Annotated in this window: 27 protein-coding genes and 1 pseudogene; 17 read left to right on the plus strand and 11 right to left on the minus strand. The window is 68.7% G+C overall.

Annotated elements, in window-relative coordinates:
- Positions 1–54: 54 nt before the first annotated feature.
- Complete coding sequence (locus B7P44_RS19345; protein ID WP_084907343.1) at positions 55–1,263, minus strand: MFS transporter; 1,209 nt, start codon at positions 1,261–1,263, stop codon at positions 55–57.
- 186 nt (positions 1,264–1,449) lie between these two features.
- On the opposite strand from B7P44_RS19345, the gene B7P44_RS19350 reads away from it, so the two are divergent.
- Entirely contained in the window at positions 1,450–2,334 is an 885-nt protein-coding gene (locus tag B7P44_RS19350; protein ID WP_084907346.1) for an NmrA family NAD(P)-binding protein, read from the plus strand.
- Between the two features lie 10 nt (positions 2,335–2,344).
- Here the strand turns inward: B7P44_RS19350 and B7P44_RS19355 are convergent, their stop codons facing one another.
- Positions 2,345–3,367: a fatty acid desaturase gene (locus B7P44_RS19355; RefSeq protein ID WP_084907348.1), complete on the minus strand. Its 1,023-nt coding sequence runs from the start codon at positions 3,365–3,367 to the stop codon at positions 2,345–2,347.
- A gap of 97 nt (positions 3,368–3,464) precedes the next feature.
- Here B7P44_RS19355 and B7P44_RS19360 point away from each other — a divergent pair, with 97 nt between their 5' ends.
- Positions 3,465–4,289, plus strand: coding sequence for a phosphate/phosphite/phosphonate ABC transporter substrate-binding protein (locus tag B7P44_RS19360; protein WP_084907350.1), 825 nt, complete (start codon positions 3,465–3,467; stop codon positions 4,287–4,289).
- A gap of 16 nt (positions 4,290–4,305) precedes the next feature.
- On the opposite strand, the gene dbpA is transcribed toward B7P44_RS19360, so the two are convergent.
- The 5 genes from dbpA to B7P44_RS19385 all read right to left on the minus strand — a co-directional run bounded on the left by dbpA (position 4,306) and on the right by B7P44_RS19385 (position 9,142).
- Positions 4,306–5,700 carry an ATP-dependent RNA helicase DbpA gene (gene dbpA / locus B7P44_RS19365; protein WP_084907352.1) on the minus strand — a complete coding sequence of 465 codons (1,395 nt, stop codon included), beginning with the start codon at positions 5,698–5,700 and terminating at the stop codon, positions 4,306–4,308.
- Position 5,701: 1 nt separating this feature from the next.
- Positions 5,702–5,899: a hypothetical protein gene (locus B7P44_RS19370; RefSeq protein ID WP_010089753.1), complete on the minus strand. Its 198-nt coding sequence runs from the start codon at positions 5,897–5,899 to the stop codon at positions 5,702–5,704.
- A 307-nt stretch (positions 5,900–6,206) separates the two neighbouring features.
- Positions 6,207–7,829, minus strand: a complete 1,623-nt coding sequence (gene mqo / locus B7P44_RS19375; RefSeq protein ID WP_231716783.1) for a malate dehydrogenase (quinone) — start codon at positions 7,827–7,829, stop codon at positions 6,207–6,209.
- 507 nt (positions 7,830–8,336) lie between these two features.
- On the minus strand, positions 8,337–8,606 hold the full coding sequence (locus B7P44_RS19380; RefSeq protein WP_084907356.1) for a hypothetical protein: 270 nt from the start codon (positions 8,604–8,606) through the stop codon (positions 8,337–8,339).
- Between the two features lie 47 nt (positions 8,607–8,653).
- Entirely contained in the window at positions 8,654–9,142 is a 489-nt protein-coding gene (locus tag B7P44_RS19385) for an Lrp/AsnC family transcriptional regulator (protein ID WP_084907357.1), read from the minus strand.
- Positions 9,143–9,260: 118 nt separating this feature from the next.
- Between B7P44_RS19385 and B7P44_RS19390 the strand changes: the two genes are divergently transcribed.
- The 3 genes from B7P44_RS19390 (at position 9,261) to B7P44_RS19395 (ending at position 11,707) form a co-directional block, all read left to right on the plus strand.
- On the plus strand, positions 9,261–10,313 hold the full coding sequence (locus tag B7P44_RS19390) for a histone deacetylase family protein (protein WP_084907359.1): 1,053 nt from the start codon (positions 9,261–9,263) through the stop codon (positions 10,311–10,313).
- A gap of 64 nt (positions 10,314–10,377) precedes the next feature.
- Complete coding sequence (locus tag B7P44_RS37735) at positions 10,378–10,506, plus strand: hypothetical protein (protein ID WP_265341357.1); 129 nt, start codon at positions 10,378–10,380, stop codon at positions 10,504–10,506.
- Between the two features lie 67 nt (positions 10,507–10,573).
- Positions 10,574–11,707, plus strand: coding sequence for a branched-chain amino acid ABC transporter substrate-binding protein (locus tag B7P44_RS19395; protein ID WP_084907361.1), 1,134 nt, complete (start codon positions 10,574–10,576; stop codon positions 11,705–11,707).
- 24 nt (positions 11,708–11,731) lie between these two features.
- Here B7P44_RS19395 and B7P44_RS19400 read toward each other — a convergent pair whose 3' ends face one another.
- A complete protein-coding gene (locus tag B7P44_RS19400) occupies positions 11,732–12,208 on the minus strand; it encodes a GNAT family N-acetyltransferase (RefSeq protein ID WP_084907363.1) in 477 nt (158 codons plus the stop codon).
- 89 nt (positions 12,209–12,297) lie between these two features.
- Between B7P44_RS19400 and B7P44_RS19405 the strand changes: the two genes are divergently transcribed.
- From B7P44_RS19405 to B7P44_RS19425, 5 genes are all read left to right on the plus strand, one after another.
- Positions 12,298–13,350 (plus strand): RNA-guided endonuclease InsQ/TnpB family protein, encoded by a 1,053-nt coding sequence (locus B7P44_RS19405; protein ID WP_084909911.1) that lies wholly within the window; start codon positions 12,298–12,300, stop codon positions 13,348–13,350.
- 147 nt (positions 13,351–13,497) lie between these two features.
- The gene (gene pdxR / locus B7P44_RS19410; protein WP_084907365.1) at positions 13,498–14,973 is read left to right on the plus strand and encodes a MocR-like pyridoxine biosynthesis transcription factor PdxR; all 1,476 of its coding nucleotides are present in this window, start codon (positions 13,498–13,500) and stop codon (positions 14,971–14,973) included.
- 486 nt (positions 14,974–15,459) lie between these two features.
- Positions 15,460–15,942 carry a (2Fe-2S)-binding protein gene (locus B7P44_RS19415; RefSeq protein WP_088511565.1) on the plus strand — a complete coding sequence of 161 codons (483 nt, stop codon included), beginning with the start codon at positions 15,460–15,462 and terminating at the stop codon, positions 15,940–15,942.
- Complete coding sequence (locus B7P44_RS19420; protein WP_084907367.1) at positions 15,939–18,248, plus strand: xanthine dehydrogenase family protein molybdopterin-binding subunit; 2,310 nt, start codon at positions 15,939–15,941, stop codon at positions 18,246–18,248. The genes B7P44_RS19415 and B7P44_RS19420 overlap by 4 nt, the downstream gene beginning before the upstream one ends.
- Before the next feature lie 24 nt (positions 18,249–18,272).
- Positions 18,273–19,574 carry a cytochrome c gene (locus B7P44_RS19425; protein ID WP_231716784.1) on the plus strand — a complete coding sequence of 434 codons (1,302 nt, stop codon included), beginning with the start codon at positions 18,273–18,275 and terminating at the stop codon, positions 19,572–19,574.
- Positions 19,575–19,749: 175 nt separating this feature from the next.
- On the opposite strand, the gene B7P44_RS19430 is transcribed toward B7P44_RS19425, so the two are convergent.
- A complete protein-coding gene (locus B7P44_RS19430) occupies positions 19,750–20,172 on the minus strand; it encodes an NUDIX hydrolase (RefSeq protein ID WP_084907371.1) in 423 nt (140 codons plus the stop codon).
- A gap of 163 nt (positions 20,173–20,335) precedes the next feature.
- Between B7P44_RS19430 and B7P44_RS19435 the strand changes: the two are divergent.
- The 7 genes and pseudogenes from B7P44_RS19435 to B7P44_RS19460 form a co-directional block, all read left to right on the plus strand.
- Positions 20,336–20,620 (plus strand): annotated as a pseudogene (locus B7P44_RS19435) (class I SAM-dependent methyltransferase); the annotation flags it as partial.
- A 99-nt stretch (positions 20,621–20,719) separates the two neighbouring features.
- The gene (locus tag B7P44_RS19440; RefSeq protein WP_084907373.1) at positions 20,720–21,019 is read left to right on the plus strand and encodes an ArsR/SmtB family transcription factor; all 300 of its coding nucleotides are present in this window, start codon (positions 20,720–20,722) and stop codon (positions 21,017–21,019) included.
- 10 nt (positions 21,020–21,029) lie between these two features.
- Positions 21,030–22,382: a pyridoxal phosphate-dependent decarboxylase family protein gene (locus B7P44_RS19445; RefSeq protein ID WP_084907376.1), complete on the plus strand. Its 1,353-nt coding sequence runs from the start codon at positions 21,030–21,032 to the stop codon at positions 22,380–22,382.
- Positions 22,383–22,708: 326 nt separating this feature from the next.
- Positions 22,709–23,263: a hypothetical protein gene (locus B7P44_RS36475; protein WP_133117849.1), complete on the plus strand. Its 555-nt coding sequence runs from the start codon at positions 22,709–22,711 to the stop codon at positions 23,261–23,263.
- Between the two features lie 148 nt (positions 23,264–23,411).
- Positions 23,412–24,032, plus strand: a complete 621-nt coding sequence (locus B7P44_RS19450) for a LysE family translocator (RefSeq protein WP_084907378.1) — start codon at positions 23,412–23,414, stop codon at positions 24,030–24,032.
- 64 nt (positions 24,033–24,096) lie between these two features.
- Positions 24,097–24,570 (plus strand): cupin domain-containing protein, encoded by a 474-nt coding sequence (locus tag B7P44_RS19455; protein WP_084907379.1) that lies wholly within the window; start codon positions 24,097–24,099, stop codon positions 24,568–24,570.
- A 40-nt stretch (positions 24,571–24,610) separates the two neighbouring features.
- Positions 24,611–25,354, plus strand: coding sequence for an SDR family NAD(P)-dependent oxidoreductase (locus tag B7P44_RS19460; protein WP_193834293.1), 744 nt, complete (start codon positions 24,611–24,613; stop codon positions 25,352–25,354).
- Positions 25,355–25,396: 42 nt separating this feature from the next.
- On the opposite strand, the gene B7P44_RS19465 is transcribed toward B7P44_RS19460, so the two are convergent.
- Both B7P44_RS19465 and B7P44_RS19470 read right to left on the minus strand, forming a co-directional pair.
- The gene (locus B7P44_RS19465; protein WP_407924029.1) at positions 25,397–25,699 is read right to left on the minus strand and encodes an AzlD family protein; all 303 of its coding nucleotides are present in this window, start codon (positions 25,697–25,699) and stop codon (positions 25,397–25,399) included.
- Entirely contained in the window at positions 25,689–26,426 is a 738-nt protein-coding gene (locus B7P44_RS19470) for an AzlC family ABC transporter permease (RefSeq protein WP_084907383.1), read from the minus strand. Before B7P44_RS19470 ends, B7P44_RS19465 begins: the two co-directional genes overlap by 11 nt.
- Between the last annotated feature and the right edge of the window lie 116 nt (positions 26,427–26,542).

The raw sequence follows: 26,542 nt of genomic DNA on the forward strand, positions 1-26,542 counted from the left end.
CAGTCGTAATCGGATTCGATTGCCCTGCTGAAACCACCCGGCACGACGCGCAATTCAGCGCTCGAGCCCCTTCTGCACGTACCACGACAACGGCAGCGTCAGCAGCAGAAGCGCCGCCAGCGCGATCAGCGCGGCGGGAACGCCGGCGATGTCGCCCAACCGCCCGAACACCACGGGCGCCAGCGCGCCGCCGCCGATGGTGCCGGTATAGAACAGCGCGAACGCCTGGTCGCGCCGGCCCGCGCCCGCCAGTTCCGGCACGGCGCCGTACAGCACCGACGACGTGCCGTTCAGCGCAAGCCCGAGCAGCGGCAGCATCGCCATCATCGCGGCGAGCGGCGCGAACACCGCGAGCAGGATCAGCAACGACGTCGCGGACTCGGTCAGCCACACCGTCCTCATCATGCCGATGCGCGCGCCCAGATAACCGCAGAACAGCTTGCCGAACGCGCCGCCGACGAACAGCAGCGTCAGCGCGAGGCCGATGCCGGCGGTGCCGGCGCCCTTGCTCTTCAGCAGGAACGGCAGGAACGTGAGAAACCCCATCCGCACCGCGCTGTCGAGGGTGCCGGTGGCGAGCAGCGCCCGCAGGCCGGCGGGCGAGCCGCCGCTTGCCGCCGCGCCGGGCGCTGGCTTGCGCGCGGCGCGCGCCGCGTGCTGCGACGGAATCAGCCACGCCATCAGCACCGCCGACACCATGCCGAGCAGGCCGATCAGCGTCGCGCTGGTGCGCCACGTCACGACCGTCAGCAGCAGGCCGATCAGGCCGGGGATCAGCGTCTTGCCGATGTCGCCGGAGAAGTTGTATTGCGACAGCGCTTCCTTGACGCCGCCGCCGGGCTCGTACGCCTCGGTGACCATCGACGACGCGAGCGGGTGCTGCGTGCTCGCGCCGAGCCCGCCCAGCACGAGCGCGATCAGCAGCGCCGCGAGCCCGCCGGCCTGGCCGGCGACTAGGTACGCGAGGCCGGCGAGCGCGGTGCCGCCGACCAGCAGGCGCTTGCGTCCCCAGCGGCCGGCGGCGCGGCTCGCGAGCAACTGGAAGCCGGCCATCATGCCGGAATAGGCGCCGCGCAGCAGGCCGACCTGTGCGTAGTTGATGCCGAATTGCGCTTGCCAGATCGGCAGCAGCACGTAGATGACGTCGGTCAGCCCGTCGTGCACCGCGTGCGCGCCGCACGCGGCCCATAGCGAGCGGCGGCGCTTGGATGCGTCGCCCGCGTGCGGTGTGCCGAGAGAGTGGCCGTCTGTCAGTTCGCTCATCGTTGTTTTTGTGCTGCGGGTCGGAAGCGGATCATTTAATCACGGATGCAACGGAAATGAACAGCGAGCGGTTTTCAACGGCGCGCCGACGCCGTCATCCTTCCGTGCTCGTTTCATCCGTGCGTGCGCGCCGGCGCGACCGCGCGTGCCGATAATCGGCGCACATCCCCCCAACAGGAGCGAATCGTGTTCGTGATCTTCGGCGCATCAGGCAACGTCGGCCATGCCACCGCCACGGCGCTGCGCCACGCAGGCCATCCCGTGCGCGCGGTCGTGCGCGACGCGCGTCATCGCGAGCGGCTCGCGCGCATCGGCTGCGACGTCGTGCTCGCCGACCTGACCGACGAGCGGTCGGTTGCCGCGGCGCTCGACGGCGCGCACGGCGTGCAGATGCTGTGCCCGGTGCCGACCGCCGACGCCGATCCCGCAACGACGATGCGCCGGACGATCGACGTCGCGACCGCGGCGCTCGCCGCGAACCCGCCGCCGGTGCTGCTGGCGCTGTCGGACTACGGCGCGGAGCTGGACATCGACACCGGCATCACGAGCCTGTTCCATGACCTCGAGGAACGGATGAAGCCGATCGCCACGCGCCTGACGCTGCTGCGTTCCGCGGAGCACCTGCAGAACTGGGCGAGGGTGATGCCGGCCGCGCTTGCGACGGGCGTCCTGCCGAGCCTGCACCATCCGGTCGACAAGGCGTTTCCGGCGGTGTCGGCGCCGGACGTCGGCGTCGTGGCGGCGGAGTTGCTGCTCGACGACGCAGATGCCGGCGGGCCGCGCGTCGTCAGCGTTGAAGGGCCGCGACGCGTCAGCGCGTGCGACATCGCGGAGGCGCTCGGCCAGGCGGCCGGCCGGTCGATCGTCGCGCGCGAGCTGCCGCGCGACGCGTGGACCGCGACGCTGCTGCGCGCGGGCCTCGGCGAGCGTCATGCGCGCCTGATCACCGATCTCTACGACGTGCACAACGCCGGGCTGATCGACGTCGAGCACGACGCGACCGAACGGCGCTTCGGCGGGACCGAGCCGGGCGATGCGCTCGCGGCGCTGGTGGCAAGCGCGACGCGCTGAGCGATGCTCGTCAGGTACTGATCTGAAGATGCCCGTCGACGACCGCGACGCGCACGCCGCCGCCAGACAGCGACGCCGTGCCTGCCGGGAACGGATGCACCGGCGCATCGGTCGGCCGCCACGCGTAGCGCGTCAGCAATGCCCGGTAGCCGCCGCGGATCACGAAGCCGCCGCACTTGTCGGCATACGCGTCGCGCCGCATCCGGTACGCGCGCGGCAGGTCGTACCACGGCAGCTTCGGCAGGTCGTGATGCACGAGGTGGTAGTTGTTGTTCAGGTACAGGAGCCGCATCGCGAAGCCGGCCTCGTTGATCGCGATGCGCGCTTTCGGATCGCGGGCGGCGCGATGCTCGTACAGCGAGCGGATCATCGCGAGCGCGTGCGCGGGCCACGTGACCGCGAGCAGGTAATACCACCACGGCACGCCGATCGCGAGTTGCAGCCACGCGAGCAGCGCGACGACGCACGCGACGTGCGCGGCCCACATCGGCAGATAGCGCAGGTCGCCGCGCCGGAACGCGGCGAACGATGCGGCGAACATCGCGGCGACGCTCGCCGGCGGACCGACGACGAGCCGCCCGGCGAAGGTCTTGCGCGCGACCCATAGCGCGCGGCGCCAGCGCGGCAGCGCCGTCCATTGCCGGGGCGACAGGTAGTTCGTTTCCGGGTCGACGCCGGGCACGGTGAGGTCTTCGTCGCGATGATGGTCGAGATGCGTGTCGCGATACAGCGTGTACGGATACCAGACCGACAGCGGCGGATAGCCGAGCAGTGCGTTCACGCGCGCCGAGCGCGTCGGATGGCCGTGCAGCAGTTCATGCTGCAGCGACAGGTGCCACGCGCACAGCAGGATCAGCGGCGGCGTCGCGGCGGCGAGCGGCAACGCGCCAGCGCGCACGAGCAGCAGCACGCCCAGCCAGCCGCCGTAGATGACGGCAATCAGCAACCAGGTCGGCCACTCGGTGCGCGCGGTGAAGCGGGCGTCGAGCGCCGCGATCGCGCGCGCGTGATCGACGTCGAAGTATTCGGCCATGCCTCACTTTAATCAGGCGAAGCCGGCCGCCCAATCAATGAATTTGCATTTGCTTATCTCGGACGCCCGGACCCGCGATCCTGCGTAGAATGCGCGCATGAGCCGCTGGATCGCCGGACTGCCGATGTACAACGTGACGCCGCGCCACGCCGTGCTGTGGCGCGCGCTGCTGCGTGATGCGCTCGACGCCTTTGCGCACGCGGGCGGGCCGGCTGGCGTCACGCTGCGCGACGAACCGTTCGGCGAGCTGCTGTCCTTCTGGCGCCGCGACGACCTGCTGCTGTCGCAGACCTGCGGGTATCCGTACCGGATGCTCGGGCTCGGCGATGCGGTGCGCCTGATCGCCACGCCCGCATTCGATGTGGAAGGCTGTGAAGGCGCGGACTATCGCAGCGTGCTCGTCGTGTCGGCGCGCGCGCATGCGGGCGGCGCGACGACGCTCGCCGCGTGCCGCGGCCTGCGTGCCGCCTATAACGGCGACGATTCGCACAGCGGAATGAACGCGTTCCGGCATGCGGTCGCGCCGCATGCGCGCGACGGGCGTTTCTTCGCGTCGGCGGCACGGTTCGGTTCGCATCTGAACGTGCTGCGCGCGCTGGGTGAGGATGAAGCGGATTGCGCGGCGATCGATTGCGTGACGTTCGCCTACGTGCGCGACGCGCTGCCCGGCCTGCTGCGCGACGTGCGCGCGATCGGCATGAGCGCGCCGGCGCCGGGCCTGCCGCTGATCGCGTCGCGCGCGCTCGGCGAAGCGCAGGCGGCGATGCTGCGCGACGCGCTCGATCGCGCAGTGGCGGCCGATGCCGAACGCGCGCGCGTGCTCCGGTTGCGCGGGTTCGCGCGGCTCGCTCCGGATGACTACGCCGTGATCGAGCGGTTCGCGGCCGAAGCCGCGGCGCTCGGCTACCCGGCGCTGGGTTGAAGCCGCGCGCCGGGCGTCACTCGTCCATCAGCCGGACTTTCACCCGCTTGCCCTTGATCTTGCCGGCATTGAGCTTGCGCAGCGCATCGCGCGCGATGCCGCGCTCGACCGCGACGTACGTCGAGAACTCGGTCACGTTGATCTTGCCGATCTGCGCGCCGCTGTAGCCCGCGTCGCCCGTCAGCGCGCCCAGCACGTCGCCCGGACGGATCTTGTCCTTGCGGCCGCCGAGGATCTGCAGCGTTTCCATCGGCGGCAGCAGCGGTTCGTTGGCGTCGGCCTTCAGCTCGGCGAGCGGATGCCATTCGACTTCGCGCTTCAGCGCCTGCTCGATGCCGCCGACGCGGCCCATCTCGTCCATGCTCGCGAGGCTCAGCGCCCAGCCGTCCTGGTCCGCGCGGCCCGTGCGGCCGATGCGGTGCACGTGCACTTCGGGATCGGGCGTCACGTCGACGTTGATCACCGCTTCGAGCTGCGCGATGTCGAGGCCGCGCGCGGCGACGTCGGTCGCGACGAGCACCGAGCAGCTGCGGTTCGCGAACTGGATCAGCACCTGGTCGCGTTCGCGCTGCTCGAGCTCGCCGTGCAGCGCGAGCGCGTGGAAACCCTGCGCGTGCAGCACGTCGAGCAGGTCGCGGCATTGCTGCTTCGTGTTGCAGAACGCGATCGTGCTGACCGGGCGATAGTGGTTCAGCAGCAGGCCGACCGCATGCAGCCGCTCGTCCTCGGTCACTTCGTAGAAGCGCTGGCGGATCTTGCTGTCGTCGTGCCGCTCCGCGAGCTTCACTTCCTTCGGATTGCGCAGGAACTGCTGGCTCAGCTTTGCGATGCCGTCCGGGTACGTGGCGGAGAACAGCAGCGTCTGGCGCGTCGGCGGGCATTGCCGCGCGACCTTCGCGATGTCGTCGAAGAAGCCCATGTCGAGCATCCGGTCCGCCTCGTCGAGCACGAGCGTGTTCAGCGCGTCGAGCGAGAGGGTGCCGCGGTCGAGGTGGTCCATGATGCGCCCCGGCGTGCCGACGACGATGTGCGCGCCGTGTTCGAGGCTCTGCGTCTGCGGACGCATCGGCGTGCCGCCGCACAGCGTCAGCACCTTCACGTTTTCCTCGGCGCGCGCGAGGCGGCGCACTTCCTGCGCGACCTGGTCGGCGAGTTCGCGCGTCGGGCACAGCACCATCGCCTGCACGTCGAAGCGGCGCGCGTCGAGGCGCGCCAGCAGCGCGAGCGAGAACGCGGCGGTCTTGCCGCTGCCGGTCTTCGCCTGCGCGATGAGGTCGTGGCCCGCGAGCGCGATCGGCAGGCTCGCGGCCTGGATCGGCGTCATGTCGGCATAGCCGAGCTGCGTGAGATTGGCGAGTGTGGCGGGCGTCAGCGGCAGCGTGCTGAACGGCGTGGCGGTCGGTTGGCTCATGTCAGGACAGGTCTCCGAGGTAAGGGCGGCCTTCCATCTGTTCGTAGACGACGGTGCCGTCTTCGGCTTCGAAGCGCTCGAGATAGTTGCGTGCGCCGCACAGCGGGCAGCGGAACAGCAGCCCCTGGCCTTCGTCCTTGATGACGACGTCGGATTCTTCCCACTGCGTGCCGCAGCTCTGGTTTCGGCAGGTAAACACGGTCATTCTCCAGCTGAATTCGGTTGGGCGCCCCGGCGTGTCGGGTGAGGGCGCCGGTATTGCGCGGTCGTGGCGCGCGACGCCCGCGTGAAAGGGCGGGGCGCGGTGCGGCCGTTCGCGTGATGGTTCGTCGGGGTGGATGATGGATCGGGGGCGCGATCGCAGAAACGCGCGTGGCGCAATTCTAGCGGATACGGCGCGTGCCGCGAACGCGCGCGAGGCGAGGCGGCAGAAGGCGCGGCCCGCGCACGTAAAAACGGCCATCCTCGCGGATGGCCGTTCGAATCACGCGTTGCCGCTCAGCGCATCAGAGCGCCATGTCGTTTGCGGCTTTCGCGGGCCGCGCCGGGGCGTCCGGCGTCGGGCGCGCCGGCGCGGTCATGTCGATCTTCGGCGGCGGCGACAGCTGCAGCACGTCGCTCGTGTAGGCCCACTCTTCAGCGACCTTCGCCGGGTTGCCGTTCAGCTTCGTGCCGTAGCTCGGCACGATCTGGCGGATCTTCTGCTGCCATGCGGGCGTCGCGACCTTGTCCTTGAACACCTTCTCGAGCAGGCTCAGCATGATCGGCGCGGCGGTCGACGCGCCCGGCGATGCGCCGAGCAGGCCCGCGATGCTGCCGTCCTGCGCGCTGACGATCTCGGTGCCGAGCTTCAGCACGCCGCCCTTCACCGGGTCGCGCTTGATGATCTGCACGCGCTGGCCGGCCTGCCACAGGCGCCAGTCTTCCTTCTTCGCGTTCGGGAAGTATTCCTTCAGCGCGTTGAAGCGGTCGTCGTCGGACAGCATCAGCTGGCCGGCCAGGTATTCGACGAGCGGGAATTCGTCGACGCCGACGCGCATCATCGGCATCACGTTATGCGTGTTGGTGCTGGTCAGCAGGTCGAAGTACGAGCCGTTCTTCAGGAACTTGGTCGAGAACGTCGCGAACGGTCCGAACAGGATGATCTTCTTGCCGTCGATGATCCGCGTGTCGAGGTGCGGCACCGACATCGGCGGCGAGCCGACCGACGCCTTGCCGTATGCCTTCGCGAGATGCTGCTTCACGACTTCCGGGTTGTCCGTCACGAGGAACGAGCCGCCGACCGGGAATGCGCCGTAGTCCTTCGCTTCCGGAATGCCCGACGCCTGCAGCAGGTGCAGCGCGCCGCCGCCCGCGCCGATGAACACGAACTTCGCGTCGACGTCCTGCGGCGCTTCGTTCGAGCGCAGCTTGACCCACGACACGTGCCACGTGCCGTCGGCGTTGCGCTTGATCTCGCGCACTTCGCTCGACAGCGACAGCGAGAAGTTCGGCTGGCGCTGCAGGTAGCCGACGAACTGGCGGGTGATCTCGCCGAAGTTCACGTCGGTGCCGATCGGCGTCCAGGTGGCGGCGACCTTCTGCTTGCGGTCGCGGCCTTCCATCATCAGCGGCACCCACTGCTTGATCTGGTCGTAGTCTTCCGAGTACTGCATCCCGCGGAACAGCGGGCTTGCCTGCAGCGCCTCGTAGCGCTTCTTCAGGTAGCGGACGTTGTCGTCGCCCCACACGAAGCTCATGTGCGGCGTCGAATTGATGAATGAGCGCGGGTTCTTCAGCACGCCCTGCTTCACTTGCCATGCCCAGAACTGGCGCGAGATCTGGAACGACTCGTTGATCTGGATCGCCTTCGAGATGTCGATCTTGCCGTCCGCCTTTTCCGGCGTGTAGTTGAGCTCGGCGAGCGCGGAGTGGCCGGTGCCTGCGTTGTTCCAGCCGTTCGAACTTTCCTGCGCGACGCCGTCGAGACGCTCGACCATCATCATCGACCAGTCCGGCTGCAGCTCGTGCAGCCAGACGCCGAGCGTCGAGCTCATGATGCCGCCGCCCACCAGCAGGACGTCGACCTTCTTCGTGTCCGCCGCATGCGCGGACGACGCGGCTACGCACAGCGCGAGCCCTGACAGCATTACCCGTAACGTTTTGATCACAGCAGATCCCTTTTTCAACTTGAATGCACCGGTTTGCCACGCCGTCCGGCCGGGGCGACACACGCATCCGGATATCCGGATCGCAAATCCGGGATTCCGGATTGACGCGGGCGGACGTTGCATTTGCGCACGCGAAGCCGACGCGAAGGGCACCTTCGGAGCGACTTGCGGCAGGCACGCAATCACCTGCATCGAGTGGGCGCGCAATGCGCCAAGGCCCTTGCGGCAAGCCTGAGCGGTTGGGGTTTCAGGCTGCTTCGAAAAGGGCCGCACGCGACGCTTTCGCCGGGGGCGGGGTGGCAAGGGGCGCGTAATATAACCGAACTCGATTGCCGTGTCGCACGCGGAAAATGTCCTTGTTTCTGTGGGGTTTTTCGTGCGTCCGGGTTTCCGGAACGGGGGCTCGGGCAGGTGGGGATTCGACGTGACGGGGAGGGCGTCGCGGCCGATGTTCCAGCCGCATTCAGGTACGGATGCGCAAGCCGCTTACTTGCCCGAACCACCTCCGCAAAATTGCGCGAACCCCTCCGCCGAATTCGCGAAGCCCTTCTGCTTCGCGAGCTCCCACGGCCGCTCGCACTGCTTGGTCTGTTCGCACCAGGCATAGCCGGCCGAGCCGATGCAGCCGTGCGCGTCGCGGTCGCCGCCGACGATCGGCGTGGACGATTGCGCAGGCGGAGCCGGTTGTGCAGCGCATGCGCTCAATGCGAACACGGTGGCAGCGGCCAGCGAGACTGACGGGATGAAACGCTTCATGGGGTAGTGCTCCGTGAAATGGAGATAGGGGGTAGCGATGCCGACGCTCACTCCTCCGGCACCGGCACGCGCGACGAGAACTTCACCTCGCGCAGCGCGAGGCTCGACTGGATCGACGAGACGCCGGCCTGCTTCCTTAGCACGTGTTCGACGAATTCCGCATACGCGTCGAGATCCGTCGCGACGACCTGCAGGATGTAGTCGGCCGCGCCCGTGATCTTGTGGCACGACAGCACTTCGTCGTGACGCCGCATCACGTTCTCGAAGTGATCGGAATCCTTGTCCGAGTGCATGTTGAACGTGACGTGAACGAACGCGAACACGTTCATGCCGAGCGCGCGCCGGTCGAGATTGGCCTGGTAGCCGGTGATCACGCCTTCGTCCTCGAGCCGCTTGCGCCGCCGCCAGCACGGCGTGACGCTCAGCGACAGCCGTTCGCCGAGCGTCGCGTTCGACAGCGCGCCGTCCTCCTGCAGCAGACGGAGCATCGCGCGGTCGACGCCGTCCAGTTCAGCTGAAGCGCGATTTTTGCTCATTTTCGAGATTCCGTAGGCGGTTTTCTCAAAAGTGTACGAAAGGCGCAAGCGAAAAGCAAAGCTATTGCCGTGTGCCGTCAATAAACTGTTGCTCACCCCCTCACCGCAACGGTCAATCATGCTCACGATCTACAGCAGCGATCATCAACTGCATCGCGGCGTCGAATTGAAGGACGGCGCGATCACCGATTCGTTCGAGAACCCGCTTCGCGCCGAGACCGTGCTCGCGCAAGTCCGGGCCAGCGGCCTCGGCGACGTGATCGCGCCGAAGCCGTTCGACCGCGCGAGCTACGCCGGCGCGCACAGCCGCCGCTACGTCGAGTTCCTCGCCGGCGCCTGGGACGCATGGCGTGCGACCGGCAAGACCTGCCAGGCGCTGCCGCTCGTGTGGCCGGTGCGCGCGATGCCCGCTGCCGCGACGCCGCCCGCGTTCATCGACGGCCAGCTCGGCTTCTATGCGATGGACGCGGGCTCGCCGATCAACGCCGGCACGTGGGGCGCGGTGAGCGCCGCCGCGAACTCGGCGCTGACGGGCGCCGACGTGCTGTCTAACGGAACGCTCGGAACGCCCGGCGCGCGCGCGGCGTTCGCGCTGTGCCGCCCGCCCGGACACCACGCGGGCCGCGAATACATGGGCGGCTACTGCTACCTGAACAACGCGGCGATCGCGGCCCAGCACTGCATCGCGCGCGGCGCGTCGCGCGTCGCGGTGCTCGATGTCGACTTCCATCACGGCAACGGCACGCAGGACATCTTCTACGACCGGTCGGACGTGCTGTTCGTGTCGATCCACGGCGAGCCGTCGGTGTCGTACCCGTACTTCTCCGGCTATGCGGACGAGCGCGGCACGGGCGACGGCGAGGGCTACAACCTGAACCTGCCGCTGCCGAAGGGCACGCAGTGGAGCGCTTACGACGCAGCGCTCGGTTGCGCGACGACGGCGATCGCGGCGCATGCGCCCGACGTGCTCGTCGTGTCGCTCGGCGTCGACACGTTCGAGCACGACCCGATCAGCCACTTCCGCCTGCGCACGCAGGACTACCTGCGCATCGGCGAGATGCTTGCGCGCCTGAACCTGCCGACGCTGTTCGTGATGGAAGGCGGCTACATGGTCGACGAGATCGGCGTCAACGCGGTCAACGTGCTGCTGGGATTCGAAGGCCGCGCGTGAGCGCGCCGCGCGGACCGGTTCGGCGGCGGCCCCGCAGGCTGCCGCAATCAAAGGAGCAACAAGCATGACGCGATATCCGAACGCGGCGGCGCGCGAGCTCGACCTCATTCCGACGCCGCGCGATCCGAAGAACCTGTTCGGCGTCGCGCTCGGCCGCGAGGAGCGCGCGATGCTCGCGGCCCTTCGGCATTGACGATTCGCAACGAGACGACAACGTGTCCCGGCGCCTTGCGTCGGACCGAACAACAACGGAGACAGACATGATTCGACATCACAAGAAGGCATTGGCCGCAGCAGCGGCGCTGACCTGCGCGCTGTCCGCGCACGCGGACGACATCGTGCGCATCGGCCACGTGGCGCCGCTGACCGGCGCGATCGCGCACCTCGGCAAGGACAGCGAGAACGGCGCGCGGCTGGCCGTCGAGGAGATCAACGCGAAAGGGCTCGTGATCGACGGCAAGAAGGTGACGCTGCAGCTCGATCCGCAGGACGACGCGGGCGATCCGCGCACCGCGACGCAGGTCGCGCAGCGGCTCGTCGACGACAAGGTGGCGGGCGTCGTCGGCCATCACAACTCCGGCACGTCGATCCCGGCGTCGCGCGTGTACCGCGACGGCGGCATCGTGCAGATCTCGCAGGCGGCGACCAACCCGATGTACACGCAGCAGGGCTTCAAGACGACGTACCGGGTCGTCGCGACCGACGCGCAGCAGGGGCCGGCGCTCGCCGCCTATGCGGCGAAGCGCATGGGCATCAGGACCGTCGCCGTGATCGACGATGCGACCGCCTACGGGCAGGGGCTTGCGACCGAGTTCGAGAAGGCGGCGAAGGCGGCCGGCCTGAAGGTCGTGTCGCGCGACGCGACGAACGACAAGGCGATCGATTTCCGCGCGATCCTCACGAAGATCAAGGGCGAGAATCCCGACGCGGTGATGTACGGCGGCATGGACGCGACGGGCGGCCCGCTCGCGAAGCAGGCGCGCCAGCTCGGCCTGCGCGCGAAGATCCTCGGCGGCGACGGCGTCTGCTCGACGGACCTGCCGAAGCTCGCGGGCGCCGCGTCCGACAACGTCGTGTGCTCCGAAGCCGGCATCGCGCTCGAGAAGATGCCGGGCGGCGCGGCGTTCGCGAAGCGCTACGAAGCGCGCTTCCACCAGCCGCTGCAGGTCTATGCGCCGTTCTCGTACGACGCCGTGTACATCATCGTCGACGCGATGAAGCGCGCGAACTCGACGTCGGCCGCGAAGGTGCTGGCCGCGATGCCGGCCACCGACTATCGCGGCGTGATCGGCGAGACCAGCTTCACGCCGCAAGGCGACCTGAAGCATGGCGCGATCTCCGTGTACTCGTACCAGGCCGGGAGGAAGGTGCTGCTCGACATCGTCCGGATGTGACGCGACAGGCCGGCTTCGCGCCGCCTACCGGGCGATCACCTTCCGGTAGATCACGAAGCCGGACTTTTCCGCGACGGTGTCGTAGAGCCGCATCGCGGTGTGGTTCGTCTCATGCGTCTGCCAGTAGACGCGTTCCGCCCGCGCGCTGCTCGCGGCCGCATACACGGCCTCGACCAGCGCGCGCCCGACGCCCTTGCCGCGCTCGCGGTCGACCGTGAACAGGTCCTGCAGGTAGCAGGTCGGGCCGATCAGCGTCGTGCTGCGGTGATACAGGAAATGCACGAGCCCGACGAGCGCGCCGTCGCGTTCCGCGACCAGCGCATGCACGGGCTCGTAGCCGTCGAAGAAGCGGGACCACGTGAGCTTCGTGACTTCGACCGGCAGCGCCGTTTCGCCGAAGCGGCCATAGAAGCGGTTGTAGCCATCCCACAGGGGCAGCCAGCGGTCGTAGTCGTCCTCCCGGACGGGGCGTACGGTCAGGCTCGTATCGGTAGTGTTCATCTGTTGCTCCGAGAAACCCCGCCATGTATGGCCGGGAGGAAAGGTGTGCTCTTGACAGGCAGCTTCTTCCACCGGTTAGGATGGTCGGCATGATCCTTGTCTACCGCTACCGCGTGAAGTCGCTCAACGGACTCCTTAACAAGCAGAGCCGAGCGGTGAACTACGTGTGGAACTTCTGCAATGACACGCAGAAGCATGCGCTCAAGTGGGGCAAAAAGTGGCCGACGGGTTTCGACCTGAACGTGCTGACGACTGGCAGCAGCAAGGAACTCGGCATCCACTCCGGCACTGTCAACGCAACGTGCGAGCAGTACGCGAAATCGCGCAGCCAGCACCGCCGCCCGTACTTGCGCTATCGCGGCAGGAAGTCGCTCGGCTGGGTGCCGTTGAAGGGCCGTGACCTGAAACGCGAGGGCGACGCGTTTCGCTTTGCCGGCCACACCTTCCGGGTGTTCAACAGCCGACCGCTTCCCGACGGCAAGATCAAGGACGGCACCAACTTCGCGCAGGATGCGCGCGGCAACTGGTTCCTGAACATCGTGATCGAGAGGCCCGATGTTCCGGCGCGCCCGATCCGTTCCGGCGTCGGCATCGATCTCGGCCTGAAAGACTTCGCCACACTTTCGACCGGCGAGAAGGTTCCCCATGACCGGTTCGGCCGGCGTGCGGCCGACAAGCTGGCGACGGCGCAGCGGGCGCGCAAGCACAAGCGGCATATCGCGAAGCTGCACGCCAAGGTGGCCAACGCCCGCGCCGATTTCCAGCACAAGCTCGCGCTCGATCTGGTGCGGCGCTTCGATTACATCGCGGTCGGCAACGTGTCGGCCGTGAAACTCGCCAGAACCAGGATGGCGAAGAGCGTCTACGACGCAGCCTGGTCGTCCTTCCGGGACAAGCTCCGTTACAAGGCGATGGCGCACGGAGCGACGTTCGAGGAAGTGGACGAAAGCGGTTCGACCCAGTCCTGTTCGGCGTGCGGGTCGAAAGACAGCACGACGCGGCCGAAAGGTATCGCGGGACTGCGAATAAGAGAGTGGACCTGCAGTGGCTGTGGTGTCGTGCATGATCGAGATACCAACGCTGCGTTGAACATTCTCCGATGCGGACGTGCATCGCCAGTGGTGGGAATCCGCCGCCTTTAGGCGGCGGAGGACGTCAAGTGTATCGACCTCTCGTTAGCGTGAAAATGTCGCCTTCGCCGGCGTGACCGGAAACGGCGCAGGCGTTTACGATAGAAAATTCGTGGCACCATGTATAGACCCATGTCTAACACCATTCCTGGAGCCACGATGGACTACGGCGTCTTGCTGTCGATGTTCGAACGCGAAGGCGGGCGGCCCGGCCCCGCGCGAATGTCGCAGCAGCATCGGCTGTACGCGTGCCTGCGCACCGCGATTCTCGACGGCAGGATCGCGGAAGGCGCGCGCCTCGCGCCGTCGCGAACGCTGGCGGACGAACTCGGCATCGCCCGCAATTCCGTGCTGTACGCGTATGAACGGCTGGCCGCGGAAGGCTTCGTGATCGGCACGCGACAGGGCACGGTGGTCGCGCGCATGGGGCTGCGTCGTGCGCCGGTCGACACGGCCGGCGCGTGCGGCGATGCCGTGCTGTTGTCGCGGCGCGTCGCGCACGTCGCGCGCGCGGCCGACGGCATCGACGAATCGCTGCCGTTCGTGCCCGGCACGCCCGCGCTCGACGAATTCCCGCTCGCGCAATGGCGGCGCTGCATCGAGCGTGCCTGGCGCGAGGCCGGGCCCGTGCAGCTCGGCTACCAGTCCGCGGCGGGCGACGCGACGCTGCGCGACGCGATCGCCGGCTACCTGCGCGTATCGCGCGGGGTGCGCTGCGACGCGGATCAGATCGTCGTCACGGACGGCACGCAGAACGGGCTGGACCTGTGCGCCCGCGCGCTGGCCGACGCCGGCGACACCGCATGGATCGAGAACCCCGGCTACCACGGCGCGCGCAATGCGTTCCTGGCGGCGGACCTGCGCGTCGCGCCGATCGGCGTCGACGCCGACGGGCTGGCGCCGCGCGCGGAGGACTGGCGCGATCGCCCGCCGAAGCTGATCTACATCACGCCGTCGCACCAGTATCCGCTCGGCTCGGTGATGAGCCTCGAGCGGCGGCTCGCGCTCGTCGAGCAGGCGCGTGCGGCCGGCGCGTGGATCGTCGAGGACGACTACGACAGCGAGTTCCGGCATCACGGCGCGCCGCTCGCCGCGGTGCAGGGCCTCGCCGACGACGCGCCGGTCGTCTATCTCGGCACCTTCAGCAAGGTGATGTTTCCGGCGCTGCGGATCGGCTTCCTGGTCGCGCCGCCGGCGCTCGCGCGCGCGCTGCGCGAGACGGCCGGCGCGCTGATGCTGCACGGGCGCGCGGTCGAGCAGCGGGCGCTGGCGAACTTCATCGAGGCCGGGCACTTCACGCGCCACCTGCGGCGCATGCGCAGGCTGTACGACGAGCGGCGCGCCGCGCTGCAGGAGGCGCTCGAGCGGCACTTGCGCGCGCAGTTGACGGTGTCGGGCGGGGCCGGCGGCATGCACCTGTCCGCGCGGCTCGACGTGCCGGTGGCGGATGTCGCGCTCAGCCGCGTCGCGCAGCGGCACGGGCTGATCCTGCGTCCGCTGTCGTCGTTCTGCCTGCCGGGAACGGAGCAGGGCTACAACGGCCTCGTGCTCGGGTACGGCGGCGTGCCGGCCGCGCAGATGGACCGGCTCGCGCGGCGGATCGGCGACATGATCGCGCTCGCGGCGGCGGGTTGACGATACCGGCCGCGCTCGCGCCCGGCGTCGTAACGATCTATAACCTTTCTGGTCGGGTGATCCGGCGCGGCGCCGCGTCGTCCGGCACGTTGGCCGGGCCGGCGGGCAGGGGTGTACGCGGAACGTTGCAGGCGATCGCGGGATCGCCCCGGAGGCCGCCTGCAGCCGTGCCGCGGCGCGCGTTTGCGACGATCGGCCGGGGCCGTCCGGCGCGTTTGGTGCACTCGACCGTCATCACGCCAGTTCGCGACGCGCATCCCATAAGCGATTGCGTTCCACGCGCGGCGAGCCGGCCGGTCACGCCGAGACGTGCGGCAGCGCCGTGGAATAATCCGGCGCCGCTGTCATGGACCACGCACGTTGCCGACAGGCGAACGGCACGGTCACGCGCCTGACGGCCGCAGTCGAAGCGTCCGCCGCTCCGCCGCCCGAGCGGCCGGCTTTTCCTTGAACAGAAGCAGAACAGAACCCCATGCAGGTGTGCTGATGTCATCGTCCATCGAAATTCGAATCAACGGCCGCGAGGTGCAGCTCGACCTCGCGGACGGCGCGGCGCCGCTTCTCTACGTGCTGCGCAACGACCTTGCGCTGAACGGCCCGAAGTACGGGTGCGGCCTCGGCGAATGCGGCGCGTGCACGGTGCTGATCGACGGCGTCGCCGCGCGTTCCTGCACGATTCCCGTTGACGGCGTGCGCGGCAAGGCGGTCACGACGCTCGAAGGGCTGTCGCGCGATGGCGCGCGGCATCCGGTCCAGCAGGCGTTCGTCGACCGGCAGGCGATGCAGTGCGGCTACTGCGCGAACGGGATGATCATGACGCTCGTCGCGCTGTTCGAACGCGATCCCGATGCGAGCCGCGACGACATCGTGCGTGAGCTCGCGTACAACCTGTGCCGCTGCGGCACGCACGTCGAGATCCTGGCCGCCGCCGAGCGCGCGCAGGCATTGCTGAAGGAGCGCGCGCGATGAACGGATTCGATGCAACCCGCCGCCGCCTGTTGCAGGCGGGCGGCCTGCTGATGGTGAGCGTCGCGCTGCCGGTGTCGCTGCGCGCGTCGGCGAGCGACGCCGCGCGACCGACTGCGGATGCGACGGTGGCGACAGGGCCCGCGCCCGATCGCGTCGACAGCTTCATCGCGATCTCTGCCGACGGCGCGGTGACCGCGTTCAACGGCCACGTCGACCTCGGCACCGGCGTGCGCACGGCGCTTGCGCAGATCGTCGCCGACGAGCTGTGCGTGCCGATCGGGCGCGTGACGATGGTGCTCGGCGATACCGCGCGCACGCCGGACCAGGGGCCGACGATCGCGAGCGCGACGATCCAGGTGACCTCGGTGCCGTTGCGCCGCGCGGCCGCGCAGGTGCGCATGCTGCTCGCGCAGCGCGCCGCACGGCGCTTCGCGGTGTCCGCCGACGCGATCCGGCTGGTCGACGGCGGCGCATACCCGCGCGGGCGCGCCGCACAACGCGTCGGCTACGGTGAACTGGTGCGCGGCGCTGACCTGCACGTGCCGCTCGCGCATGATGACGCGGCGGTCGACGCCGCGGCAACCGATGCACCGGCGCGTCGCCGCTACGTCGGTGCGAGCGTGCCGCGTGTCGACATCCCGGCCAAGGCGACCGGGGCGCCGACCTACGTGCACGACGTGCGCGTGCCGGGCATGCTGCACGGCCGGGTGATCCGCCCGCCGTACCCGGGCGCGGACAGCAGCGCGCCGCTCGGCCGCAGCCTGGTGTCGGTCGACCGGGCGTCGGTCGCGCATCTGCCCGGCCTCGTCGCCGTGGTGGTGATCCGCGATTTCGTCGGGGTGGTCGCGCAGCGCGAGGAACAGGCGATCGCCGCGATGCGCGCGCTGAAGGTGCAATGGCGCGAATGGCACGCGCTGCCGGACCTCGCGCCGGACCGGCTGCGCGACGTGCTCGCCGCGCATCCTTCGAAGCCGCGGCCGCTGTGCGACTCGGCCGGCTTCGAGCAGGCGCTGGCCGGCGGCGCGCAGCGGATCGACGCGGACTACGTATGGCCGTTCCAGATGCACGCGTCGATCGGCCCGTCGTGCGCGGTGGCCGACGTCGCCGCCGGGCGTGTCGAGGTGTGGTCGGGCACGCAGAACCCGCACGAACTGCGCAAGGACCTCGCGCGCCTGCTCGAGCGGCCCGCCGCGCAGGTGAACGTGATCCGGATGGAGGCGTCCGGCTGCTACGGGCGCAATTGCGCGGACGACGTGAGTGCCGATGCCGCGCTGCTGTCGCGCGCGGTCGGCCGGCCGGTGCGGGTGCAGCTGATGCGGGAGCAGGAGGCGGGCTGGGAGCCGAAGGGCACCGCGCAGCTGATCCGCGTGCGCGGCGCGCTCGACGCGTCGCACGGTGTCGCCGCGTACGAGCTGCGCACCTGCTATCCGTCCAACGGCGCGACGACGCTGCCGCTCGTGCTGACGGGCGTGGCGCCGAACGAGCCGGTCGTCGCGCAGATGGGCGATCGCACCGCGATTCCGCAGTACGCGTATCCGGCGATGCGCGTGACCGCGGAGGACGCCGCGCCGCTCGTGCGCGCGTCGTGGCTGCGCGGCGTTTCCGCGTTGCCGAACGTGTTCGCGCACGAATGCTGGATCGACGAGGCCGCGTATCGCGCGGGCGTGGACCCGATCGCCTACCGGTTGCGCTACCTGAAGGACCCGCGCGCGATCGCGCTGCTGGCGGCGCTGAAGGCGCGCGCGGGATGGGTCGACGGTTCCGCGCACCGCGTGGCCGCGCCATCCGGGCAGCGCGTGGCGAGCGGCCGCGGCGTCGCCTACGCGCGCTACTTCCACAGCAAGTTTCCCGGCTTCGGCGCCGCGTGGGCGGCGTGGGTGTGCGACGTCGACGTCGATCGCTCGACCGGCCTGATCCGCGTGAAGAAGGTGACCGTCGCGCACGACTGCGGGCAGATGATCAATCCGGACGGCGTGCGGCATCAGGTGCACGGCAACGTGATCCAGTCGGTCAGCCGCGTGCTGAAGGAGGCCGTGTCGTTCGACGGCGCGGGCACGACGTCGCTCGAATGGGGCGCCTATCCGATCCTGCGCTTCGACGAATTGCCCGAGATCGACGCGCTGCTGCTCGACCATCCCAATGCGCCGCCGATGGGCGCGGGCGAATCGGCGTCGGTGCCGAGCGCCGCCGCGATCGCGAACGCGGTGTTCGACGCGACCGGCGTGCGCCTGCGCGAGGTGCCGTTCACGCCGGCGCGCGTGCTGCGCGCGCTGCGCGAAGCCCATGCCGGCGCGCCGGCGGCCTGACCCGCCGGACCACGACGAGACTCGATGATGAAGAACTGGAAGAAAATCGCCGGCTGGAGCGCGCTGGGCGTGGCCGCGCTTGCCGGCGTTGCGCTGGCGCTCGCATGGCAACCGGCAATCCCGCCCGTCGACCGCGTCGATGCGGGCAGCTTCGACGCCGCGCAGGTCGCGCGCGGCGCGACACTTGCGGCGCTCGGCGATTGCGCGGTGTGCCACACGCGCGCGGACGGCCCGCGCAATGCGGGCGGGCTGCCGATGCAGAGCCCGTTCGGGACGATCTACAGCACCAACATCACGCCCGATCGCGACACCGGCATCGGCGCGTGGTCGTTCGACGCGTTCCGGCGCGCGATGCGCCACGGCGTCGACCGCACCGGCCGCTACCTGTATCCGGCGTTTCCGTACACGGCGTTCACCCGCATCACCGACGACGATCTGCGCGCGCTGTATGCGTACCTGATGACGCAGCCGCCGGTGCGCAATGCGCCGCCGCCCACCCGGCTGGCGTTCCCGTTCAACATCCGGCCGGGCATCGCGGGATGGAACCTGCTGTTCCTGCGGACGGGACCGGTGCCGGACGACGCCACGGCCGGCGCGGAATGGAACCGCGGCCGCTACCTGGTCGAGGGCCTCGGGCACTGCGGCGCATGCCATTCGCCGCGCAACCTCGCTTATGCGGAACTCGGCGGCGCGCGTCATCTCGGCGGCGGCGAGGCCGAAGGCTGGATCGCGCCCGCGCTGACGGGCGCGTCGCGCGCGCCGACGCCGTGGACCGCCGGCGAGCTGGCCGAATTCATGCGTCACGGCTTCACTGCGCGTCACGGCGTTGCAGCCGGCCCGATGGCGCCGGTGGTTGCGGAGGGGTTGTCGACGCAGTCCGACGCGGATCTGCGTGCGATGGCGGCTTACCTGGTCTCGCTCCCGCCGCACGCGGGCGAATCCGCGCCGACGGTTCGCCCGGAACCGTCCCGCGTCGCGATCGAGACGGCTGCTGCACCGGGCGCGCGCTTGTTCGCGGGCGCGTGCATGGCATGTCATGCGCAGGCGGGCGGACCGACGCTGTACGGGGTGCGGCCGTCGCTCGCGCTCAACAGCAACCTGCACGATGCGCGACCCGACAATGCGATCCGGATCGTGCTGGACGGCATCGGCAAGCCGGCCGCGGGCGAGCTCGGCTACATGCCGGCGTTTCGTCACAACCTGAACGACCGGCAGATCGCCGACTTGCTGAACTACCTGCGCACGGATCTCGCCGGACGTCCGGCATGGCCGGGGCTCGAGCAGGTGGTCGGCGCGGTGCGGGCAGCGACGCGCCCGGTGCGATGACGGCCGCGCGGCGCAACGGGCGCCGCCGGCGGTCGGGCCGGCTCGCATCGCGTGACGAAATCGTGACGGAAACGTGATGCGCGCGTGACATCGCGCGCACGGACGGTGCGGGTTCGATGTGATCGAGGTTCGCGACGCCGCGGCGGGCGTCGCGCGTGACGTGCCGACGGGGCGGTCAGAAGGCCGCGACGTGCGCCAGACGCGCGAACGAGTGGCTGCTCACCAGTTCGACGATGGTCTGCGTCGACACGCTCGTCGGCAGCAACGAGACGGCGGACGGCTCGAACCAGCTGCAATGCGCGATCTCGTTGCGCGCCCGGGGCATGACGTCGGGCGCGACGTCGGTGACGAACACGTGGTGCAGCTTCGCCAGTCCGCCGAACTGGAACGCGTAGGCAACCGGCAGGTCTGCCAGTCCCGTTTCCTCCCACAATTCGCGATGCGCGGCCGCCTGTGGCGATTCGCGGCGCTTGACCATGCCGCCCGGCAACGACCAGCGGGACGGCCTGCGCGCGACGAGCAGGATGCGCGTGCCTTGCCGGCACACGATGGTCGCGCGTTCCCGGATGATGGCGGCGGCGTCGGGGCGGAAACTCATGATTGCTGCGGGGCGATTGATGCGGACTGCGATGGACGACAGCGGCAATCATGACATGGCTTGGCGTCGCGTGGTGGCGAAATGACGGCGCCGGATCCGTTACCGAAAAGAAAGAATCGCCGCCCGGCGCACGGTTTACGATGCGCAACTCGATGATCCGCACGATCGCGGCCGTTTCGCCGGCCCGCAAGCCGATGCGCCGTTTGTCGTCGACGGCAGCTACCTCGGCCGCGAGCATTTCGACGGCGTGGAATCGCGCGACGGACTGTCGATGCGTTTCGCCGGCTGGTCGCTGCCGCTGCACGCGTACATGGACGCGATGGAAGCGGCGGGGCTGGCGATCGTGTCGCTGCGCGAGCCGCTGCCGGATCGTGCGGATACGGACACGTTGAAGCAGTGGTCGCGCGTGCCGCTGTTCCTGTGGATCAAGGCGGGGCCGCTGGGCTAGCGCCTGCCGGATGCACATGTCACTTCGCCCATCGTCGATTGCATACGTTTCGTCATTTAGCTAATATTCAAAACGTTCAACGCAACCGATCGAGCATCCGTGGACGACGTGACCCGCATCAGCGCCCTTGCCAATGAAAGCCGGCTCGCCGTCATGCGCTGGCTGAAGAACCCGAGCAGGCATTTCCCGCCGCAGGTGCACGCCGACATTGAAAAGGTCGGCGTGTGCTGCACGTTTATCACCGAGAAGCTCGGCATCGCGCCGGCGACGACCACCCGCCACATGCAGATCCTCGCGGATGCCGGCCTGGTGCGTGCGACCCGGCTCGGAAAATTCACCTATTACAAGCGGATCGACGCCGAGCTGAAGCGGCTGAGCCGCGATCTGTCGCAACTCTGAGAGAACCCACATGGATGAACTTGACCTGCAGGCGGACGCGGATCGACGCGCGCACGCCTATCTGGCGTCGGTGGACACGCGCCGCGTGTTTCCGGATGCCGCCGCGCTGGCCAATCTGGCCGCCTTCGACGAGCCGCTGCCGGAACACGGCAAGCCGGCCGACGACGTGCTCCGGCTGCTCGACGGCGCCGGTTCGCCCGCGACCGTCGTGTCGAACGGCCCGAACTATTTCGGCTTCGTGATCGGCGCCGCGCTGCCGGCCGCCTCGGCGGCCGAGCGCCTGATGCTCGCGTGGGACCAGTGCGCGTCGTCGTTCGACAATTCGCCGGTGGCCGCGACGATCGAACGGCAGGCGGCGCGCTGGGTCGTCGACGCGCTCGATCTGCCGCGCGACAGCGCGGTCGGCTTCGGCACCAGCGCGACCGCGTGCACGCTCGTCGCGATCGCCGCCGCGCGGCGCGCGCTGCTCGCGCGCAAGGGGTGGGACTTCGAAGGCGACGGCCTGATCGGCGCGCCCGAGGTCAAGGTGGTGATTTCGGCGCTCGCGCACATCACGGTCAAGAAGGCGCTGCGGGTGCTCGGCTTCGGGATGAAGCGCATCGTCGTCGCGCCGGTGGACGCGCACGGGCGCATCGACCCCGATCGCCTGCCGCCGCTCGACGACCTGACGATCTTCTGCATGCAGGCCGGCGAAGTGAACACCGGCGAATTCGACCCGTTCGCCGCGCTGATTCCGCGCGCGAAGGCGGCGGGCGCATGGGTGCACGTCGACGGCGCGTTCGGCCTGTGGGCGCGCGCGTCGTCGAAGGCGGCGCTGACCGACGGCATCGACGGCGCGGACAGTTGGACGACCGACGGTCACAAGTGGCTCAACACGCCGTACGACGGCGCGATGGTGATCTGCCGGGACGCCGACGCGCTCGCCGTTGCGATGAACGCCGCCGCCGCGTATTCGAGCGCCGAACGGGACGCGCAGATGAACCTCAACCTCGAGTTCTCGCGACGGGCGCGCGGCATCCCGATCTGGGCCGCGTTACGCTCGCTCGGCCGCGACGGCGTGGCCGCGATGATCGACCGGCATTGCGCGCTGGCGTCGCGCGTTGCGACGGGCCTGCGAGCGGCCGGCTACGACGTGCTGAACCGCGTCGTGCTCAACCAGGTGCTGGTGCGCGCCGAGTCGGACGCGCAGACCGTCGCGATCCGCGAGGCCGCGCAGGCTTCGGGCGACGTGTGGTTCGGCCCGACCGTGTGGCAGGGGCGGCCGGCGTTCCGGATCAGCGTGTCGTCGTGGCGCACTGAGGAAGCACACGTCGACCGGCTCGTCGACTTGCTCGCCGGGCTGTACAAGCGTCACGCGGCGTAAGTCGGGCGGGTGCATGGCGGGCGGGCGCGAACGTCCGTCCGCCGCATTGCGGATCGGCCGACGCCGGCCTTCGGAGTTTCGCCAATACGCACAGTCTCGTTATTAATCAAAGCCTCGCGCAATTCGCAATAGTTGATATCCCGGTTTAATTCTATGGATTATATTTTCGTGGGGTTAATGAATATCTATCGGAACTGGTGTCAATTAAAATCGTCATAACAATAAATTATTTGCCCGCCTCCGACCCGCTGCTAGTCTCGTTTACGCGCGAATGACTCATATTTCACTGCGCTAACGGAGTATTTAAAGAAAGTCAGGAGGTGGTGATGAAGACGCTAAAAAATTGTGGCCGCTCGTCAATCAAAACACTGTTCGCATCGGTATTCCTGCTGGTTGCCTTGACCGGTTTTTCCGAACAGGCAGGCGCGCAAACCGTCATTTGTACCGGAAGCGAGACGTTGTCATTCAATCCGGCATTGACCAATACCCAGCGGAACCTTGTCGTGACGGACACGGCAAGCCTGTCGCCGTGCCTCGTGGTGGGTGTCTCCGGAATCAACTCGGCCACCGAGAGCGCTCAAGGTGTTGCCGATTTATCGTGTCAGATGTTGCTCGGCGGAGGACCCGCGACAAAAATCATCCGCTGGTCGAACGGGCAGTCCAGTACGTTCAGCTATACCGCCACGAGCAGCGCAATCAACGGGAATTTCGTCATTACGCAAACGGGTAACATTTCCGCGGGATTATTCAAGGGTCAATCCGCCGTTGGCGTCAGCACGCTCACGTCCCTGAGCCAGCCTGATTTTCTCACTGCATGCGCAGGCAGCGGCATCACAAGTGTAAGCGGAGGCACCACGCTGACGATTGCTCCGCCGCTTTGATTCATAAACGGCAACAAATGGCAACCGACCTTCGGCAAGCGACGGAATGGCGCGGAAGCATCCGGGCCAGCGGATCGTTCCGAAATATCGCAAAATAGCGGGCACGCTGAACCGTCACAATCCGTTCCTCCTTGCCCGAAGGTCCCGCATGATCGACTCGTCCGCCGTTGCGGCGGTGTTTTCCGTCTATGTCGCCGGCGTCGTGATACCCGGCCCGAACTTCGTCGCGGTCGCGCATCGCGCCGCGTCCGGCGCGCGCGCCGAGTCGCTCGCGCTCGTCGCGGGCATCGTGATGGTCAACCTGTTCTGGGCGGGCTGCGCGATCCTCGGCATCGGCTTCGTATTCGCGGTGTTTCCGTGGCTCGCGACGCTCGTGCGCATCGCCGGCGCCGCCTATCTCGTCTGGTTCGGGCTGCGGCTCATCGCGGCGTCGGGCGCGCCCGGGCAGCCCCGCGCGGGCGCGGCGGGCGGGTCCGCCGGGCTGCGTCCGGCGTTCCTGCACGGCGTCGCGACCAACCTGGCGAATCCCAAATCGATCGCTTTCTATGCGGCGGTGTTCTCGTCGGCCGCGCCGGCCCATGTGTCTTCCGCGACGTTCTTCGCGATGCTGGCGACCGTCGGCGTCACCGCCGCCTGCTGGTACGGATTCGTCGCGCTCGTGCTGTCGCATGACGCGATCGCGTCCATGTATCGACGCGCGAAACGCTGGGTCGACCGCGTCTGCGGCGCGCTGATCGTCGCGCTCGGCATCCGGCAGTTCATGCGCTGATGCGTTGTCGGCATCTGCCGCCCCCTCCCCCCGAAACGTTGCAGGCCTCGTTGCGAGAACAACCATGTCCACACAACCCCGTGAACTGCTGAAAGCCGCCGATATCGCGAACATGGAGCCGGAGCGCGCGGTCCATTCGCTGAACGGCAACGCGGTGCGCCTGCGGAAATCGATCGGCGACCTGACCGGGCTCACGCAGCTCGGCGTGCACCTGATCACGCTGATGCCCGGACACGCGTCCGCCGAATATCACCGGCACTGGTACGAAGATGAATTCGTCTACGTGCTGTCCGGGAGCGGGACGGCGACGATCGGCGAGCAGGACCACGTGGTCGGCGCGGGCGATTTCCTCGGCTTCGCACGCGGCGGCGACGCGCATACGCTGGTGAACACCGGTGACGAGCCGCTGGTGATTTTCGTCTGCGGGCAGCGACTCGAGCACGACGTGTGCGATTACCCGAGAAGCGGCAAGCGCATGTTCTGGGCCGGGAAGCGCGAGGCGATGATCGATCTGCCCGATGACGAGGAACAGGCATGACGCCGAGGTTGTCTACGACATTCGCGATCCGGTCACGGCCATGAACGACGCGCGGCCTGTCGCGCTCGTTACCGGCTCGACGTCGGGCATCGGCGCAGCGATCGCGCGGCGGCTGTCGGCGGACGGCTACGCGGTGATCCTGCATTCGCGACGCTCCGTCGAAACGGGGCTGGCGATGGCGCGCGCGCTGGGCGCGGCGGCGTACGTGCAGGCCGATCTGGCCGACGACGCCGAGCGGGTGCGGCTGGTCCGCGACGCGCTCGCCGTGTGGGGCAGGCTCGACCTGCTGGTCAACAACGCGGGGATCAGCCGCGTGATTCCGCACGACGACCTTGCCGCGGCCACGCCGGCGATCTGGCAGGAACTGCATGAAGTCAACGTGATCGCGCCGTTCCGGCTGGTCGCCGAAGCGCAGGCGGCGCTGCGCGAAGCCGCGTCGCGCGGCCGGCCCGGTTGCGTCGTGAACGTCAGCTCGCATGCGGGCGTGCGGCCGAAGGGCGCGTCGATTCCGTATGCGGCGACGAAGGCGGCGCTCAACCACATGACGCGCCTGCTCGCGCTGTCGCTGGCGCCGGACATTCGCGTCAATGCGGTCGCGCCGGGCCTCGTCGACACGCCGCTGACCGCCGGCTGGACGGATGCGCGGCAGCGCTGGCGCGAGCACGCGCCGATGCGCCGCGCGGCGCAGCCGGACGACGTCGCGCAGACGGTCGCGATGCTGGCCGCATCGGACTATGTCACCGGCGAAATCGTGCTGCTCGACGGCGGGTTGAACCTGACGTAGGGATTGAAGGCCGCAAGATGCCGGGCGGCGCGCCGCGTCCGCCTAGCCGAGCAAATGCCGCAGCACGCCGGCCGACACGATGCCGATCGTCACGGTCGGCAGGATCGACAGGCGGGTCGCGGCCAGCAGCGTGACGGCCAGCGCGAGCAGGTCCGCGGGCCGGCTCGACACGAAGGCCGGCGCGATCACCGAGATCAGCACGCAGCCGGGCACGTTCTCCATGACCGCCGTCATGCGCGGGCTGAGCGTGCGGTTGCGCAGCAATACGTAGCCGAGGATGCGCGACAGGTATGTCGTCGACGCCATCAGCACGATGGTCGCGACGGTGTGGAAATCAGGCAGCATCGCGCGGCTCCCACAGCACGGCAGCGATCAGCCCTGCGCACGCGCCGGCCGCGACGTACCACGCGCCCGGGACGGCCAGGTGCGTGACGGCCGCGACGACGAGGCTGACGAACCACGGCCGGCTCGCGCGCACGCCTTTCCACATGCCCCTGAGCAGCACCAGGAAAACCGCCGTGAACGCCATGTCGAAGCCGTACCGCTCGACGTCGCCGATCGTCGGCCCGAGCGCGGCGCCGAGCGTCGTCATCGACAGCCATGTCATGTAGAGGCCGGCGGCCACGCCCGCGTAATACGGGACGCTGATGTGGTCGGCCGAGCGGTGCCGCGCGTCGGCGAGCGACATCGCCCAGCTCTCGTCGCACATGAAGAACAGCGCCGCGAACGCGCGCCTGCGCGGCAGGCGCCGGATGTACGGCGCGAACGCGGCGCCCATCAGGATGTGCCGCGAGTTCACCAGGAACGACATCGCGACGATCAGCGCGATGTGCGGCGGCGAGGTCCACAGCCGGATTGCCGCGAATTCGGAGCCGCCGCCGAAATTGAGGCCGGTCAGCATCGGCACTTCGAGCAGGCTCAGGCCCTTCTGGGCGGCCTGCGCGCCCAGCACCAGCGCAAACGGAACGAAACCCAGCATCATGGGCAGCGACGCACGCAGGCCGCGGCCCATCTCCAGCAAGAACGCGGACTGCTGGCGCAGCCCGGTCGACGTTGAAACACTACTGCTCATCACACCTCCTTCGGGAGACGGATTGTCTGCTTTTTTGACTCGAATCGGGTTGCGTTGTGGCCAGTTCTTTCGGAGAATTTGGCATCGAACGCGCGATACGCGGATTTTTTGGAATC

The sequence above is a fragment of the Burkholderia ubonensis subsp. mesacidophila genome (genome assembly GCF_002097715.1).
In the GTDB taxonomy this organism is placed as follows: domain Bacteria; phylum Pseudomonadota; class Gammaproteobacteria; order Burkholderiales; family Burkholderiaceae; genus Burkholderia; species Burkholderia mesacidophila.